We start from the raw sequence: 15,959 nt of genomic DNA on the forward strand, positions 1-15,959 counted from the left end.
CATGAATTTGTATTCAGTATTGGAAAAAGGTTTTCCAAAAGATAAAAAAGCTTGCGCTATCGAAACACATGATGGCCTCTATTACTCTTGGGGTGATCTAGAGAGCGCAACGGCAAAGATAGCCAACCTACTGAAAAGTCTTAAGCTACCCGCAGGTTCACGTGTTGCGGTTCAGGTTGAAAAATCTCCTGAGGCCTTATTTTTATACTTGGCCACTATTCGTGCAGGGTATGTCTATTTACCTCTCAATACCGCTTACCAATCTGCTGAGATGCAGTACTTTATTGAAAATGCAGAGCCTGCCGTAGTGGTTTGCAGCGGTAAGAATTTCTCTTGGGTATCCAAGGTTGCATCTAAGGCTGGTACCAAACAGGTATTTACCTTAAATGAAGATCGCACAGGTACTTTGCTCGAGCGTGCTGGTGGATTGAGCGACACATTCAAGACTGTTGCCACTAAGGATGATGATTTAGCTGCGATCTTGTATACCTCTGGTACAACCGGCCGCAGCAAGGGTGCTATGTTGACCCATAAGAATTTGTATAGCAATGCACAGGTCTTGCAAAAATTCTGGGGCTGGAAAAAGGGCGATGTACTTTTACACGCATTGCCAATCTTCCACGTTCATGGTCTGTTTGTTGCGGCGCATGGTGCATTGATTAATGGTAGCAAGATGATTTGGTTGCCGCGTTTGGATGTGTCGCAGCTGATTCATCATATGCCCCAATCAACAGTCATGATGGGTGTACCCACTTTCTACGTACGCCTTTTGGCCGATAAGGGCTTTACCAAGAAGGTCGCGCGCAATATGCGTTTATTTGTTTCGGGTTCAGCACCTTTGTTGACTGAAACATTTAACTCTTTCAAAGAGGTGATTGGCCAGCCTATTCTTGAGCGTTATGGCATGAGTGAAACCGTCATGTTGGTTTCTAATCCTTACAAAGGCGCTCGCGTAGGCGGTTCAGTGGGATTGCCTTTGCCTGGCGTGCAGGTACGCGTTGTCAATGAAGACAATAAAGCGTGCGGCGTTGATGAAATTGGCAGCATCCAAGTTAAGGGCCCAAATGTATTTAAGGGCTATTGGCGTATGCCGGAGAAGACTGCGGAAGAGTTCACCAAAGATGGTTGGTTTAAGACTGGTGACGTTGGTCGCTGGGGTGGGGATGCTAATGGCGGTAAGGCACCTAAAAACTATTTATGCATCGTTGGCCGCAGCAAGGACTTAATTATTTCTGGCGGTTACAACGTCTATCCAAAAGAGATCGAAAGTTTTATTGATGACATGGATGGTGTTGATGAGAGCGCAGTAATCGGTATTCCGCACCCTGACTTTGGCGAAGCTGTAATGGCAGTGGTTGTGCCTAAGGCTGGAGCAAAGTTAAATGCCGAAGCCATGATTGCTACCCTGAAAACACAAATTGCCAATTTCAAGATACCAAAACGTTTAGAGATTGTTGGGGACTTGCCCCGAAATGCGATGGGTAAGGTGCAAAAGAATATTTTGCGTCAGCAATACACCAGCTAGTTAAAAACCGAATGCCTTGCGGCTTTCGTTAAACATGAAGGCCGCAAGGAAAAATAGCATCACGCCAAAGACTCTTTTTAGTTGAGCCACATCCAGCTTTCTGGCCAGCTTGGCTCCCCAAGGGGCAGTAAAAATACTCACCCCTACGATGCAAGCAACAGCAGGCAAGTAAACAAATCCCATTGATCCATTTGGTAAATTAGGATTTCCCCAGCTGCCGTACATATAACCCAGGGTTGCTGCAGCTGCGACCGGAAGGCCCAAGCCGGATGATGTAGCCATAGCAGTGTGGGGTTTGACGTTACACCACAACATAAATGGAACGGTCACAAATGCGCCACCAGCACCTACTAAGCTTGCAAGCCCACCTGCGAATGCCCCAAATGAAAATAGACCAAGCGACCCCGGTAGCTCTCGACCTGGTTTAGGTTTTTTATTGAGCAGCATCTGAATGGAGGTGTAAACAATAAAGATGGCAAAGAAGAGTGAGAGCCAAGAGGTTTTTAATGCTTCGAATAATTCGCTGCCACCAATCAGACCACCAAAAATCATTCCGGGACTAAGTGATGCCACTAATTTCCAATCGATTGAGCCATGTTTATGGTGTGCCCAAATTGCGGAGGAGGTGGTGAATAGAATGGTGCACATTCCAGTAGCTATCGCCATGTGCACAATCACTTCTTGGCTGAAGCCTAAATGATTAAAAACCAAGATCATGAACGGCACTAGGATCATGCCGCCACCAATGCCCAGGAGTCCTGCAAGAAATCCAGAGATGCTCCCACAGAGCATCAACATCATGATGTCACTCAGTAACATGAATTCCCCGCCTTGGCCGCTAGGCCGTCATCCTGAACCCTAAGGTTCAAGGTGGAACGGCTACTCTGTTTCGGGTGCATTAAGAAATTCAGGGAGTAACCAAGTCTAAGTTGGCACTGTGAACTTGCAAAACGCTCACGCCCACAAGGTAAAGATCGTTCCGGATGCTTGCGCATCGGTTCAAGGAACTATTGGCCTTGGCGAACCAGGCAGGGAAAGGGTTTGCATCAAAGAGTCTACTTGCTCTTCAAGCCCAGCAATTTCTGCTTGAAGACGAGCTATTTCATCGGAGCTCACATTTGAAGAAGCGCTTTGATGGGTTTGATTCTTTTGTAATGTAATTAAGTCACCTGCAATTTTGAGTGCCGCCATCATGCTGGCTCGTTCAATGCTGCGATTACCACCACCGATGGCCAATTGAATTTGTTCGTCAACCAAGACGCAGGCCGCACGAAGTAGGGGTTCATGTTCAGCGCTGGTCGCTAAAGTGATCTTTTGACCGGCAAGAGTTACTTCAATGCGTTGTTGGCTCACTGTCGTCCTCTGAGTTGGTTGGTGGAATGACTTCGCCAAGTAAGTTTAATTGGCGACCATCATTTTGTTCTGGTAGGCGACTCAAGATACGTTGTACCCGTTTTTGAGCATCTTCAATCTTGCCCTCAAGCTGAACGCGACTCTGATTGAGATTGCGAACAGCATCTTGGACTAAAGCAATCTTTTCAGAAAGGCGCTCAATCGATGCACTTAAGGCACCAAGGTCAGACGCTTCCAAATTCGGGGAAAGGGAGGTTTGCTCACTCATACTGGCATTGTAGCCTCAGGCAAAGCATTGGTGAAGGATGCCCCGGTTTGGAGCTAAACCGGGGCGGGCTCTAGCTTATAACTTAGTTAAAGCTGTACTTAGCGCTAATAAAGATGGATCTAGGATCATTAGGGTAGTAAAAATAATTACTGCCATTGTTACTGTTTGGGCCAGTTACAAAACCATAACCCCCATAGGTTGCATATTGAGCATTACCAACGTTTTTAACTGTTAAGCGGGTTTCCCAGTTTCCCAGCTTATAGTTGGCATAAATATCTGCAACGGTATATGAGGGCATTACAGCTAAAGAGTTGTAATCAGTAGGTGAGGCATCGTAGTGCTGGCTACCAACATAATTAATTACTCCACCAATAGACCACTGACTAGTAATCATGTAAGTCGCTCGGGCATTCAGAAGTAAATTTGGGACCTGTGGAATAGATTGACTTTGATAAGGCCCATTTGCATAGAAGGCATGCTGAACTGTTCCACCAGCGCCAATCGATAACCGAGGTGTTACTGCTGAAAGAATATTAAAGATCGCTCCATTCCGATTGATGTCATAAGGAGAATTGGAGTTAATGAATGTAGCAGGGTTGTAGAGAATTTCATTCTGAGAGACTGATGTAAAAACTGATGCAGTTAGGTTGCTTTTTAGGACCTGCCAATTTCCACCGAGCTCATAAGTTTGTGCGGTCTGAGGTTTAAGAATTCCGCCGAATGTAGAGCCTCCTCCATTCTTGGACCAACCCCAAAATTCATCAATATTTGGAAAACGATACGATTGATTCCATTTGATGTAGATTCGTTGACCTTCAAGATATTTAAAGTTGAGCGCTATATCTCCAGCATTGGCTGAATAAGTTTGGCTATCACTTGCTGCTCCGGTCCAAATATCAGTTCCGTTTGCTGTGGCGCTTTGTGTTTGGTATCGATAACCTCCATTTAGATCAATGCCATTGGTAATGGGGAGTTTTTGTATAAAGTAGATCGACTGGTTATAGAGGCTTGCATTTGCTGCACTCTGTAATGGTAGGCTAGCTACCCCATATGGCCCTGGGGGGTAAACGTTAGCTGCCGTCTGATTCATTACAGCACTATAAGTATTGCCGGAGGATTGGCTGGCTTTATTGAACTCATAGCCCAAGATGCTAGTTCCGAATGAACCAAAGTCTCCCTTAATTCGAGGTGAAAAATTGCCTTGCCATCCCTGGAATTTGGTAAATGAAGGGCTAATGTATTGGTATTGCCCATTTGCAGGATCGCCGATACCCGAGGCTTCGCTGGAGTAATAGGGCTGATTAAAAAAGGTAGTTTTATTGCTGTAAAAGCTATCCACTTCTAAATTGAAGTTGCTACCAAGATCCTTGGCTAGTCCTGCACGAATACCTGAATTATTTGCAGTTGTACCAGATGCTATGTTGTTAAATTTTGCTGCCTGGGGATCCCCTTGACCAACTTGTCCAACTACACCCCCTGGGGTTTGTTGATTTGAGTAACTATAAAACGCATCTGCATAGAGGTTATCTCTACCGCCCAGTGATTGAGTAACTTTTGCATCAAAGGCATACGCGTTAGCGGCGGAATTTTGTCTCCAACCATTTGAATTCGACGTATTTGCACTTAACTGCAAAGTAGTTTCATCAACTGTACTTCTAAAAATTGCGTTATTCACAAGGGTATTAAAACTACCGTAAGAGGTAGATAGCTGATTGAGATCCTTTTTCCCACCGTTGGTAATTATGTTGATAACACCGCCGACTGCGCCATTACCGTATTGAACACTGGCGCCACCATGTAATATTTCAATTCGGTTGATAGAGTCTAGTGGGATTGATTCCCAGGCCACAGAGGATGAGTCAATAGGATTAATTCTCTGACCATCAATCAATACAAGCGTTGTGCTATTGGCTGTTACACCGTAGCCGCCCATATCAATTGTTGCGCCAAGATTTAATTGCCCACCATTTGTGTTTCTTACATTCAGGCCACCTATTTGGGATAGGATGTCTGGAATATTAGTAGAAGTGGATTCTGCAATTTCTTCTCTGGTAATTACCTGAACGTTGGCGGGAACCTCATTAAGATTCTCCTCAAAGCGTGATCCGGAAACAATTACCGTTGATTGAGCATTTTGGGCAGATACGTGATGGGTAAAACCAAGGGTTAGCACTGCGCCGCAAAATAGGGCGATTTTTTTCTTACTCAACTGCTGCTGCATTTTTGACCTTCTGTTATCGAATGCCTAGCTCACTTCCCCGTAAGCTGGGTCGAACAGAATTTCCGGTGCAGGAGTTCGGGCGTCAATTTGGCGTTTGATCGAGAGATCTGACGCTGTCATCGGCGCGCGAAGATCCCCGTCCGCAAAATTCCACCTGTCTTGGCCGGTATCCGGGCTAGTAAATGTCAGAATTTGGCCTTCCCATGCGATTGATGCGCACAGTGGCGTTTCAGATTCCTGACGCCCCTTACTGCGTATTTGGAGCGTATTTACCTACCGTTGCGGGGGCAGCACACGTTTAGTGTTTCCCGTTTAACTTTATTGCACTGCAATAAAGCACCACGACACCTGAATTCTAGCCGATAGAAGGTCTTTGATGCCTGATTTGGCTTATAAAAAGCCTACAATAGAGGGTCTAGGATGAAGGATTCATGACAGCATTAGATAAGCACCTCGAAAAAAACCTAATTCGGCTACAGCTGAGTCAAAACTCAGTCTTGAAAAGCTTGGATCCTGCAGCTATGGCAGATTTAGAGCGTCATCTGGAGATCTCAGACCTCAGAAAATCAGAAATCTTGCTTCATCAGGGCGATCACCAGATGGAGCAATACTTTGTGCTTGATGGAATTCTGAAGCGCATTGTCTCTAGCCCAGATGCAAAAGAAATGATCCTGCGTTTTGCCATTGAAAAAGATATCGAAACTAGCTATGCCGCCTGGCGCCTGAAGACAGCGGCCCCATATAGCATCGCCTGTGTCACTAAAGCCCGCGTAGCCCGCATGCCTATGAAAAAGTGGGCTGAATTCCTGGAAGAGCATAAGCCTCTCAAAGAGAGTTTTGAATTCGAGGTGATGCGTCTGATGAGCGAGATCATGGCTCATACCATTACCTTGCACATGTTGGATGCCCCAGGCAGGGTAGAGCGCTTTTTGCGCAAATACGAGAACCTTTTTGAGCTTCTCCCTAAAAAAGAGTTGGCCGCTTATCTCAATCTCTCCCCAGAGACCTTGAGTCGCCTCAAAACAAAGCATAAAGAGCTTTTTATCTAGGCTTCATGGCCCTGTAATTACAGGATTTAGGGGGAAATTGACCGAAGTCAATGATGATCCCGACCTCCAAGCCTAATATTCATCTCAGCCTAAGCGGGGAGTAAAACCCGTCGTGCGATTAATAACTTTATTGGAGACAGTAGCGCAAGCTAGATTGCATTAGCCCTTACTCAGAGCTATCCGTAATTCACCTAAAAATTCTATGACAACAGACAACCAAAACACCCAATTAACTGATGGCTTTCACCTCGTTATTGATGCACTGAAAGCAAATGATCTCAATACGATTTTCGGTCTCGTAGGCATTCCAATTACTGACCTATGTCGTTTAGCTCAAGCAGAAGGCTTGCGCTTCATTGGTTTCCGTCATGAGCAGCATGCTGGTAATGCTGCAGCGATCGCTGGTTACATGACTCAAAAGCCTGGTATCTGTATGACTGTTTCTGCACCAGGTTTCTTGAACGGTTTGACAGCATTGGCGAACGCCACTGTGAACTGTTTCCCAATGATTTTGATTTCCGGTTCAAGTGAACGTGAAATCGTTGACTTGCAGCAGGGCGATTACGAAGAGATGGATCAGCTCAACGCTGCTAAGCCATATTGCAAAGCTGCCTATCGTATCAATCATATTGAAGATATCGGCATTGGTTTTGCTCGCGCAATCCGTGCAGCCGTTTCTGGTCGTCCAGGTGGCGTGTATTTAGATTTGCCAGCCCAGTTGCTTGCTCAAACAATGCCTGCAGATGAAGCCAAGAAAACCATCTTCAAGGTAATCGATCCAGTTCCACGTCAAATCCCAGCAGCAGATGCTGTTGCTCGTGCATTAGACGTTCTTAAAGGTGCTAAGCGCCCATTGATTCTGTTGGGTAAGGGCGCTGCCTATGCTCAAGCTGATCAAGAGATTCGTGATCTGGTTGAAAAATCTGGCATCCCTTACTTACCAATGTCTATGGCAAAAGGTTTGTTGCCAGACAATCACCCACAATCTGCTTCTGCAGCACGTTCATTTGTATTGGCTGAAGCTGATGCAGTGTTGTTGGTTGGTGCGCGTTTGAACTGGTTGCTGGCGCACGGTAAGGGCAAGACATGGGGCAAAGAGCCTAAGAAATTTATCCAAATTGATATTCAGGCAAACGAAGTCGATAGCAACGTACAAATCGCTGCACCGTTGATTGGTGATATTGGCTCATGCGTTGGTGAACTCCTGAAGGGTATCTCTGCTGTTCCTAAGCCAAGTGCTGAGTGGATTGCTGCGATCACTGAAAAGAAAGACAAGAATCTTGCCAAGATGGCAGAGACCTTGGCTAAAGAAGCGAACCCAATGAACTTCCATGGTGCATTGCGTGTCATTCGTGATGTCATCAAGAAGAACCCAGATGTGAACTTGGTGAACGAAGGTGCTAATACTTTGGATTACTGCCGTGCCATCGTAGATATGTACAAGCCACGTAAGCGTTTTGACTCTGGTACATGGGGCATTATGGGTATTGGTATGGGTTACTCCATTGGAGCTGCTGTCATTAGCGGTTTGCCAACAGTTGCAGTTGAGGGCGATAGTGCATTCGGCTTTAGTGGTATGGAATTGGAAACGGTTTGCCGTTACAACCTGCCAATTACTACTGTTGTTTTCAATAACAACGGCGTATACCGTGGTACCGATGTAAATCCTACAGGCGGTGCTGATGTTGCCCCAACAGTATTCGTAAAAGATGCGCGTTACGACAAGATGATTGAAGCGTTTGGTGGCGTGGGTTACTACGTAACTACCCCAGCAGAATTAGAAGCAGCATTAACAGAAGCCATTGCTGCCGGTAAACCAGCCCTCATCAATGCTGTTATTGATGAAACTGCAGGTACTGAGAGCGGACGTTTAACAAACCTAAACCCATCCACAGCAGCTGCTAAGAAGTAATAAAACGTTAATATTTTCGGACTACATTTGCAGTAAACAAGAAAGACTTAAGGAGAAACAACTATGACTAAACCATTAGACGGTATTCGCATTATTGACTTCACACACGTACAAGCAGGTCCTGCATGTACTCAGTTGTTGGCTTGGTATGGCGCTGACGTAATTAAAGTAGAGCGTCCAGGTTCTGGTGACGTAACACGTAGCCAGTTGCGCGACGTTCCAGGCGCAGATGCTTTGTACTTCACAATGCTCAACGGTAATAAGCGTTCTTTGACCCTTGATACTAAAACTCAAGAAGGTAAAGAAGTGTTAGAGAAGATGATCAAGACTTCTGACGTCATGGTTGAAAACTTTGGCCCAGGCGCTTTGGATCGCATGGGATTCTCTTGGAAGCGTATCCAAGAATTAAACCCAAAAATGATCATGGCTTCTGTAAAAGGCTTTAGTGATGGCCACTCATACGAAGACTTAAAAGTGTATGAGAACGTAGCTCAGTGTGCTGGTGGTGCAGCTTCTACTACTGGTTTCTGGGATGGTCCTCCTACCGTTTCTGCTGCTGCTTTGGGTGACTCTAATACTGGTATGCATTTGGCAATTGGAATTTTGACTGCTTTGATGCAGCGCGCGAAGACTGGTAAAGGTCAAAAAGTTTCTTGCTCAATGCAAGATGCAGTATTGAACTTGTGCCGTGTGAAGTTGCGCGATCAACAGCGTTTGGACAAAGTTGGTTACTTGGAAGAGTATCCACAGTACCCACATGGTTCATTCACTGACGTAGTTCCACGTGGCGGTAATGCTGGTGGTGGCGGTCAGCCAGGTTGGGTATTGAAGTGTAAAGGTTGGGAAACTGATCCTAACGCATACATCTATTTCACTATTCAAGGTCACGCTTGGGAGCCAATTACTAAGGCTTTGGGCAAACCAGAGTGGGCAACTGATCCGGCTTACATGACTGCTGAAGCTCGTCAAGACAAGATTTTTGATATCTTCGCAACGATTGAAGATTGGCTCAAAGACAAGACTAAATATGAAGCTGTGGACATCCTCCGCAAGTTCGATATTCCATGTGCTCCAGTTCTCTCCATGAAAGAATTGGCTGCATCACCAGACTTGCGTAAGAGCGGCTCGATTGTTGAAGTTGACCACAAAGTACGTGGCAAGTATTTGACTATCGGTAGCCCAATCAAGTTCTCTGATTTGGAAATCGAAGTGAAGCCATCTCCTGTATTGGGTGAGCACACTGATGAAGTGTTGGCTGACCTAGGTTACAGCTCAGATGACATCGCTAAATTGCATGCAGCAAAAGCAGTTTAATCACGATTAATATCGCTGTTAAGTAAAAGGCGCTCCTAGTGAGCGCCTTTTTTATTTAGAAAATCAATATACAGATTTATCAATAAGACATAGACTGTATTCCATGAATACCAATATCGATTTACATCAGTTAGTGGAGTGCGTTGGTGATGCAATCATTGTGGCCGATTCCGATGAAAAGATAGTGTTGTGGAATCCTGCAGCTACTCGCATCTTTGGTTATTCAGAAGCTGAAGCCTTGGGTAACACCTTGGATTTAATTGTCCCGGAACGCCAGCATCAGAGACACAACGAGGGCTATAGCCACTCAATGCAGACCGGCACCACTCGCTATGGCACTTCTTTATTAAAGGTTCCGGCCAAACATCAAGATGGCAGCATGCTGTCGATTGCCTTTACGGTTGGCATGCTTTTTGATGAGAATCACCAGGCCAATGGGGTGGTAGCCATTATTCGAGATGAAACTGCTCGTTTTGCTGAAGAAAGGGCTCTCAAAAAGCGCCTTTCTGACCTTGAAACTTCTCAGCCCTAGCAATACTTAGGCTCCATAGGGCTTAAATAGAGTTTATGCCCAAAAATTGTGCATCTGCTAATGAGCCTGATTACCCACTGGTAAAATTGCCTTAATTTAAAATTTCATTCTTATTGGGACTTAAATCATGGCAAAAGCACTAGAAGGGGTCAAAATCCTCGACTTTACGCACGTTCAATCAGGGCCAACTTGTACTCAGTTATTAGCTTGGTTTGGTGCAGACGTGATCAAGGTAGAAAAATCAGGCGAGGGGGATGCAACACGCGGTCAATTGCGCGATATTCCCGATGCGGATAGTTTGTATTTCACGATGTTGAACCATAACAAGCGTTCCATCACTGTAAATACCAAAACCCAAAAGGGTAAAGAAATTCTGGAGCGTCTGATTAAAGAGTGTGATGTTTTGGTTGAGAACTTTGCACCAGGCGCACTCGATCGCATGGGATTTTCTTGGGAGCGTATTCAGGAGCTCAATCCAATGATGATCATGGCTTCTGTTAAAGGATTTGGCCCTGGCCCATACGAAGATTGCAAAGTGTATGAGAATGTAGCGCAATGCGCAGGCGGTTCTGCATCAACTACAGGTTTTGATGATGGCCCACCCATGGTCACTGGTGCGCAGATTGGTGACAGTGGCACTGGTTTGCATTTGGCATTGGGTATTGTTACCGCGCTCTATCAGCGTACTCACTCTGGCCGCGGTCAGAAAGTATTGGCAGCAATGCAAGATGCAGTATTGAACTTATGCCGTGTAAAGTTACGTGATCAACAGCGCTTAGAGCGTAATGGTTTGATGCAAGAGTATCCACAGTTTCCTAATGGTGAGTTTGGTGATGCTGTGCCCCGTGCTGGTAATGCCTCTGGTGGCGGTCAGCCTGGTTGGATTGTCAAATGCAAAGGCTGGGAGACTGATCCCAATGCTTATATGTATGTGATTATTCAGGCCCCAGTATGGGAGGCTGTTTGTAAGGTGATTGGGCGTGAAGATTGGATTACGGATGTGCGTTTTGCATCCCCAATGGCGCGCTTGCCACACTTGATGGAGATTTTTGGCGAGATCGAAAAATGGACCATGACCATGACGAAGTTTGAGGTCATGGATGTGTTGAATAAATACGATATCCCATGTGGCCCAATTCTGTCGATGAAAGAAATCGCAGAAGAACCTGCGTTGCGTGCTACTGGAACTGTCGTGGAAGTGGATCATCCTATTCGTGGCAAGTACCTCACTGTTGGTAATCCCATTAAGTTGTCGGATAGCCCAACTGATGTTGAGCGTTCACCGTTGTTGGGTGAGCATACCGATGAGATTCTGAGTGAGTTAGGTTACTCCACTGATGAATTGATTGCACTCCGTCACGACAAGGTTATTTAAGATGCGGGTTGCGTTGATTGGTAGTGCAGACTTTGGTAAAGCCGCATTAGAAGCTTTTTTAGATCGTGGTGATGAAGTGGTGGCTGTATTTTGTCCTCCTGATAATCCTAAATCAACTAAGCCTGAAGTGCTTAAAGAAGCAGCGCTATCAAGAGGTTTGACCCCCTTGCAATTTCCTTCTCTGAAGGGCTCTGAGGCTGCACAGGCAATGATTGATAGTCAGGCTGATATCTGTGTCATGGCCTATGTACTGCAGTTTGTGCCACAAGAACTCTGCAAAATCCCAAAGCACGGCACCATTCAATATCACCCATCACTGTTACCAAAGTACCGCGGCCCTAGCGCGATCAATTGGGCGATTGCTTTAGGTGAAGAAAAAACTGGTTTAACAATCTTCCGTCCATCTGATGGCTTGGATGAAGGTGAAGTGATTTTGCAAAAAGAAGTGGCAATTGGTCCTGACGACACTCTCGGTAAGATTTATTTTGACCACCTTTTCCCGATTGGCATAAAGGCACTGTTAGAGGCTGCCGACCTAGTAGTGGCTGGCAAACATCAAGAACTCGTTCAGGATGAGTCACAAGCAAACTATGAAGGCTGGTTTGATGCGAATGCTGCTCAGATACATTGGGCAACACACATCAGTCAAATTCATAATTTGATTCGCGCTTGTAATCCAGCGCCTGGCGCATGGACCAAGTTTGGTGAGCAAAAGGTTCAGATCTATGATTGCCATAAGCATGTGGCTGCTACCTTTGGCGCAGTCAAAGGCAAGCCTGGTGAAATTACTCAAATCACTCTAGATTCTTTCTTTGTCAGCTGCCATGGCGGGCAGATCGAGGTTCTCAAGGCTAAGGGGGGCGCAGGGAAGGTGACTGGTGCTGAATTAGCTAAGGAGCTGAATCTAGCGGTAGGGCAGTTCTTTAGCCTGTAAGTTCCTTGGCGCTCCAAAGGGTTAAGTTAATAATCCTTTGTTGCGCAGCTGAGCGAGCCGGATTGAATAGCCTGAATGAAGGTCTCGTAGTCATGCTCGTTTTGCTTTGCATACAAGGCTGCAAAATGAACGAGAGAGTCATCTAAAGCTTCACTGTTACCGCAGTATCCCGCAAGCGTAGCTGCATCCCCGGAGCGAGCATGTGCATTAGCTAAAGCCCAGCCAAAGAGTTTGGCAAAATCAGGAAAGACTTTTGCATTGATGCCATCGTTCCCAACCGAAATTCCACCCTTCATATCGCGTAATTGTCGAACATAAAAATCGACTTCACGTGTTCTGCCAAAACCCAGGAAAAGATCTGGCGCTCCTTGAATGAGGGATTGACCATGCACTACGCGCTCGCCCTCGGAGGTAAATTGAGCGCTTGGAAAATATGGAGCTAAAACGGATTGTTGGGCTTGTTTGGTCTGCAAAAAAAGTGCGTCATTTGCGTCCAGGCCCTCAAAATATAGGACCCAGCAGGAGGTTCCGACGCTGCCAACCCCGACTATTTTTCGTGCCCAATCAATCCATTTGTAGCGCAGTAGTAAATGACTGCGATCTGGTGGTAAGGACTGAATATAGGAGTTCATACCCTCATCATTGAGTTCTGAAATCTTTCCGCCATGAACGGAGAGTTCAAGATGTTCAATAAAAGGAGGGTTGTTGATCAGCCGAATCCCTGCAGCGGTTTTTTGCGTTAACTTACCGATTAAGCCAGCATTATTATTTTTTCGAGCTTTATCTAGCAAGCCCTTTAAATATTTTTGACTTGCAGCGCTTCCATATTTGACGGCAATGCTCTTTAAAACCTTTTCATCGATATAGGTGCGCTTCATATCAACATAAGGGACTGAGGCATAGTGATGAAGGTAGTTGCGATAGGCTGTAACAATATTGCGAACAATCATTTCACCATACGCATGGTCTTGACCTAACTGCTTGGAGGCAATCAGGGCGCTTGTCGTAAGGCGTTTTAAATCCCAATCAAAGTTGCCAGGAAGGGTTTCATCAAAATCATTGATGCCAAACACGAGTTGGTGCTCTGAAGTGGAGAAAAATCCAAAATTACTCACGTGCATATCGCCACATAACTGAACTTGAATAGGCACACTTTGAGTTTTAGCTAAGTCATTGGCCATGATTGCAGCGCCACCCCGAAAAAAAGCAAAGGGATTGGCGGCCATACGAGCATGGCGGATGGGGATGTACTCAGGAATGCGCGTTTTAGCCTGCTCAAGCAATGTATCAATCGGAGATTGACGTTTGCCTTCGACATTGAATTGCCCAATTGCAGATCGACTTGCCTGCTTGCGGATCGATTTCCCTAAGGCGAAGCGCTCTTTTAGGGTGGGATTTTTTTTGAGAAATGATTCGTATAGTTCACTCGACATGTTTTGATAATCCGATATGTCTATTTAAGGGTGACGCAAATTTGCAAGAGAGAGGCTCAAGCAACTCTGAATATCTTCTGACTAGAGATTAAATCTCTAGGTTGTCGATCAAGCGGGTTTTACCAAGCTTGGCTGCCGTCAGAATAACTAGGGGCTCACCCGCTTGCAGATTTTCATTAGTGGCGGGTGCTAGATCACCTTGCTGGCGAATCGCGATGTAATCTGGGTTCCAGCCGCGTCCAGTGAGCTTAGTAACTGCTTCTTTTTCAATTTCAGATAAAGCCTGTACATTGCGATCGCTTAACTGTAAAACACGGTTACGAACTTCTTGTAAGATCTTTTGTAATTCCGGTGCTTCTGCACGTTCTTCTGTCGAAAGGTAGCCGTTGCGTGAAGAGAGGGCGAGACCATCATCTGCACGAATAGTTTCACCAGGAATAATTTCTACCGGTAGAGAAAACTGCTTAGCCATTCTGCGAATAATCATCAACTGTTGATAATCTTTTTTACCAAAGACGGCTACTTTGGGTTGCACACAGGAAAACAGCTTTAAGACCACTGTACAAACGCCTTTAAAGAAGCCGGGGCGGAACTCGCCCTCGAGAATATCGCCTAACTGCTGCGGTGGGTCAACCCGATACTCTTGAGGCTGTGGATAAAGGTCTCGCTCAGTTGGCGCAAAGAGGATGTACACCCCTTCTTTTTCCAGCTTCTCGATATCTGCTTGCATTGTGCGAGGGTAGCTGTCGAAATCCTCGTTCGGGCCAAACTGTAAGCGGTTTACAAAGATGCTGGCCACCACTGGATCGCCATGCTGTCTAGCTAAGCGCATTAGTGATAGGTGACCTTCGTGCAGGTTGCCCATGGTTGGTACAAACGAGGCACGGTTTTGTCCGCGCAAATGGTCGCGCAACTCCTGAATGTCGCTAATAATTTTCATGCAACAGGGGTGTAGGCGAGGCGCACGTAAATTGGTGCATAAGGCTCAGCCTGAGTAATCTCTACTAAAGCCTCACGAGAGAGTTCTAGCATTGCGATAAAGTTGACAATCACGACCGGAACACCTTTGCCGGACTTAATGGCATCTTCAAACAGCTCACTAAACTCTACAAATTTTGTATTTTGTAGGCGACGCAAGATGCGAGTCATGAAGTCACGGACAGAGAGTTCTTCACGAGTAATGGTGTGGTGCTGAGTCAGTTTTGCGCGGTGAAGTACGTCACGCCATGCCATTTGCAGATCTTCTAGGTTGACTTCTGGCCAAGTAATTGCAACGGTGGTATCCACAAAACCATGGGCCACTTGGAAGTCGCGACCTTGTTGTGGAATTTGATCGAGCTCTTGCGCGGCAAGTTTCATGCGCTCGTATTCCAATAGGCGACGAACTAATTCTGCGCGAGGGTCTTCTACTTCCTCTTCGCTATCTGCCTTCTTCATTGGCAAGAGCATGCGAGATTTAATTTCAATCAACATTGCGGCCATCAATAAATACTCAGCAGCAAGTTCAAGGTTGTGATGACGAATTTGGTCGATATAGCTCAGGTACTGTTGAGTAACCTGTGCCATCGGAATATCTAGCACGTTGAAGTTTTGCTTACGAATCAGGTAGAGCAAAAGATCCAGGGGCCCTTCAAATGCTTCTAGAAAAACCTCTAGCGCATCGGGTGGAATATAGAGGTCAGTAGGAAGCTTAAAAAGCGGTTCGCCATAAAGCTTGGCGAATGCTTCCGACATTCCATCGGTTACCGATGGAGTGCTATCAAGTAAATCGGATATCGGCTGAGTGCTTGGCTCAGTCATTCGAATAAACGTAAGCGCGTTGTTTTAATTGAGCAGCTTTTGCACGACGCTGATCTTCAACGCTCAGTGGCTCTTTATCCCAAAGGAGGGCGCGGCCAGCCTGCTGCTCTGCCTCGAGGTTGGGTTTCTCGGTTTTAAGTTCATTTAAGAACTGGGTGAATTCAGATTGATATCTAGCCATGACATTTCCTAAAATACTCAATAAATTCAATAACTTATAAAGTTAGTGATAAAAGTGAATTG

General features: G+C 45.7%; 14 protein-coding genes, 1 other RNA gene, 1 pseudogene and 1 riboswitch. Of the genes and pseudogenes, 7 read left to right on the forward strand and 9 right to left on the reverse strand.

Annotation, left to right across the window (positions count from 1 at the left end; all coding sequences use genetic code 11):
* Nucleotide 1: 1 nt before the first annotated feature.
* Entirely contained in the window at nucleotides 2-1,525 is a 1,524-nt protein-coding gene (locus FD961_RS02910; protein WP_215394031.1) for a malonyl-CoA synthase, read from the forward strand.
* Here the strand turns inward: FD961_RS02910 and FD961_RS02915 are convergent, their stop codons facing one another.
* From FD961_RS02915 to FD961_RS02935, 5 genes and pseudogenes are all read right to left on the reverse strand, one after another.
* Complete coding sequence (locus FD961_RS02915) at nucleotides 1,526-2,344, reverse strand: sulfite exporter TauE/SafE family protein (RefSeq protein ID WP_215394032.1); 819 nt, start codon at nucleotides 2,342-2,344, stop codon at nucleotides 1,526-1,528.
* Nucleotides 2,345-2,563, reverse strand: a non-coding RNA gene (gene ssrS / locus FD961_RS02920) — 6S RNA. It abuts the gene before it with no gap.
* Nucleotides 2,564-2,662: 99 nt separating this feature from the next.
* Nucleotides 2,663-2,878: pseudogene (locus tag FD961_RS09545) on the reverse strand (cell division protein ZapA); the annotation flags it as partial.
* The gene (locus FD961_RS02930) at nucleotides 2,859-3,146 is read right to left on the reverse strand and encodes a hypothetical protein (protein ID WP_215394033.1); all 288 of its coding nucleotides are present in this window, start codon (nucleotides 3,144-3,146) and stop codon (nucleotides 2,859-2,861) included. The gene FD961_RS02930 and the pseudogene FD961_RS09545, both read right to left, overlap by 20 nt.
* An 82-nt stretch (nucleotides 3,147-3,228) precedes the next feature.
* On the reverse strand, nucleotides 3,229-5,367 hold the full coding sequence (locus FD961_RS02935) for a TonB-dependent receptor (protein ID WP_215394034.1): 2,139 nt from the start codon (nucleotides 5,365-5,367) through the stop codon (nucleotides 3,229-3,231).
* 143 nt (nucleotides 5,368-5,510) lie between these two features.
* Nucleotides 5,511-5,726: riboswitch (cobalamin riboswitch) on the reverse strand.
* A 72-nt stretch (nucleotides 5,727-5,798) separates the two neighbouring features.
* Here FD961_RS02935 and FD961_RS02940 point away from each other — a divergent pair.
* The 6 genes from FD961_RS02940 to FD961_RS02965 all read left to right on the forward strand — a co-directional run bounded on the left by FD961_RS02940 (nucleotide 5,799) and on the right by FD961_RS02965 (nucleotide 12,483).
* Complete coding sequence (locus FD961_RS02940; protein WP_215394035.1) at nucleotides 5,799-6,416, forward strand: Crp/Fnr family transcriptional regulator; 618 nt, start codon at nucleotides 5,799-5,801, stop codon at nucleotides 6,414-6,416.
* Between the two features lie 202 nt (nucleotides 6,417-6,618).
* Entirely contained in the window at nucleotides 6,619-8,328 is a 1,710-nt protein-coding gene (gene oxc, locus FD961_RS02945; RefSeq protein WP_215394036.1) for an oxalyl-CoA decarboxylase, read from the forward strand.
* A 63-nt stretch (nucleotides 8,329-8,391) separates the two neighbouring features.
* Entirely contained in the window at nucleotides 8,392-9,642 is a 1,251-nt protein-coding gene (gene frc, locus FD961_RS02950; RefSeq protein WP_215394037.1) for a formyl-CoA transferase, read from the forward strand.
* Nucleotides 9,643-9,745: 103 nt separating this feature from the next.
* Complete coding sequence (locus FD961_RS02955; protein WP_215394038.1) at nucleotides 9,746-10,174, forward strand: PAS domain S-box protein; 429 nt, start codon at nucleotides 9,746-9,748, stop codon at nucleotides 10,172-10,174.
* A 127-nt stretch (nucleotides 10,175-10,301) separates the two neighbouring features.
* Entirely contained in the window at nucleotides 10,302-11,549 is a 1,248-nt protein-coding gene (gene frc, locus FD961_RS02960) for a formyl-CoA transferase (RefSeq protein WP_215394039.1), read from the forward strand.
* 1 nt (nucleotide 11,550) lies between these two features.
* Nucleotides 11,551-12,483 carry a methionyl-tRNA formyltransferase gene (locus FD961_RS02965; protein ID WP_215394040.1) on the forward strand — a complete coding sequence of 311 codons (933 nt, stop codon included), beginning with the start codon at nucleotides 11,551-11,553 and terminating at the stop codon, nucleotides 12,481-12,483.
* Nucleotides 12,484-12,509: 26 nt separating this feature from the next.
* Here FD961_RS02965 and FD961_RS02970 read toward each other — a convergent pair whose 3' ends face one another.
* The 4 genes from FD961_RS02970 to FD961_RS02985 form a co-directional block, all read right to left on the reverse strand.
* Nucleotides 12,510-13,916 carry a DUF2252 domain-containing protein gene (locus FD961_RS02970; RefSeq protein WP_215394041.1) on the reverse strand — a complete coding sequence of 469 codons (1,407 nt, stop codon included), beginning with the start codon at nucleotides 13,914-13,916 and terminating at the stop codon, nucleotides 12,510-12,512.
* 88 nt (nucleotides 13,917-14,004) lie between these two features.
* Nucleotides 14,005-14,856 (reverse strand): pantoate--beta-alanine ligase, encoded by an 852-nt coding sequence (gene panC, locus FD961_RS02975; protein WP_215394042.1) that lies wholly within the window; start codon nucleotides 14,854-14,856, stop codon nucleotides 14,005-14,007.
* Nucleotides 14,853-15,716 (reverse strand): ScpA family protein, encoded by an 864-nt coding sequence (locus tag FD961_RS02980; protein WP_071464929.1) that lies wholly within the window; start codon nucleotides 15,714-15,716, stop codon nucleotides 14,853-14,855. Before FD961_RS02980 ends, panC begins: the two co-directional genes overlap by 4 nt.
* Nucleotides 15,709-15,897, reverse strand: coding sequence for a DUF3460 family protein (locus tag FD961_RS02985; RefSeq protein WP_071464930.1), 189 nt, complete (start codon nucleotides 15,895-15,897; stop codon nucleotides 15,709-15,711). The genes FD961_RS02980 and FD961_RS02985 overlap by 8 nt, the downstream gene beginning before the upstream one ends.
* Nucleotides 15,898-15,959 lie beyond the last annotated feature (62 nt).

It is taken from the genome of Polynucleobacter sp. TSB-Sco08W16 (assembly GCF_018687455.1).
Classification (GTDB): Bacteria; Pseudomonadota; Gammaproteobacteria; order Burkholderiales; family Burkholderiaceae; genus Polynucleobacter.

Excerpts from the sequence above, each read along its gene's own strand:
- FD961_RS02980 (WP_071464929.1), bottom strand. The coding sequence starts at position 15,716 with ATGACTGAGCCAAGCACTCAGCCGATATCCGATTTACTTGATAGCACT.
- oxc (WP_215394036.1), top strand. The coding sequence starts at position 6,619 with ATGACAACAGACAACCAAAACACCCAATTAACTGATGGCTTTCACCTC.
- frc (WP_215394037.1), top strand. The coding sequence starts at position 8,392 with ATGACTAAACCATTAGACGGTATTCGCATTATTGACTTCACACACGTA.
- FD961_RS02965 (WP_215394040.1), top strand. The coding sequence starts at position 11,551 with ATGCGGGTTGCGTTGATTGGTAGTGCAGACTTTGGTAAAGCCGCATTA.
- FD961_RS02955 (WP_215394038.1), top strand. The coding sequence starts at position 9,746 with ATGAATACCAATATCGATTTACATCAGTTAGTGGAGTGCGTTGGTGAT.
- FD961_RS02940 (WP_215394035.1), top strand. The coding sequence starts at position 5,799 with ATGACAGCATTAGATAAGCACCTCGAAAAAAACCTAATTCGGCTACAG.
- FD961_RS02935 (WP_215394034.1), bottom strand. The coding sequence starts at position 5,367 with ATGCAGCAGCAGTTGAGTAAGAAAAAAATCGCCCTATTTTGCGGCGCA.
- FD961_RS02915 (WP_215394032.1), bottom strand. The coding sequence starts at position 2,344 with ATGTTACTGAGTGACATCATGATGTTGATGCTCTGTGGGAGCATCTCT.
- panC (WP_215394042.1), bottom strand. The coding sequence starts at position 14,856 with ATGAAAATTATTAGCGACATTCAGGAGTTGCGCGACCATTTGCGCGGA.
- FD961_RS02970 (WP_215394041.1), bottom strand. The coding sequence starts at position 13,916 with ATGTCGAGTGAACTATACGAATCATTTCTCAAAAAAAATCCCACCCTA.
- frc (WP_215394039.1), top strand. The coding sequence starts at position 10,302 with ATGGCAAAAGCACTAGAAGGGGTCAAAATCCTCGACTTTACGCACGTT.
- FD961_RS02910 (WP_215394031.1), top strand. The coding sequence starts at position 2 with ATGAATTTGTATTCAGTATTGGAAAAAGGTTTTCCAAAAGATAAAAAA.
- FD961_RS02930 (WP_215394033.1), bottom strand. The coding sequence starts at position 3,146 with ATGAGTGAGCAAACCTCCCTTTCCCCGAATTTGGAAGCGTCTGACCTT.
- FD961_RS02985 (WP_071464930.1), bottom strand. The coding sequence starts at position 15,897 with ATGGCTAGATATCAATCTGAATTCACCCAGTTCTTAAATGAACTTAAA.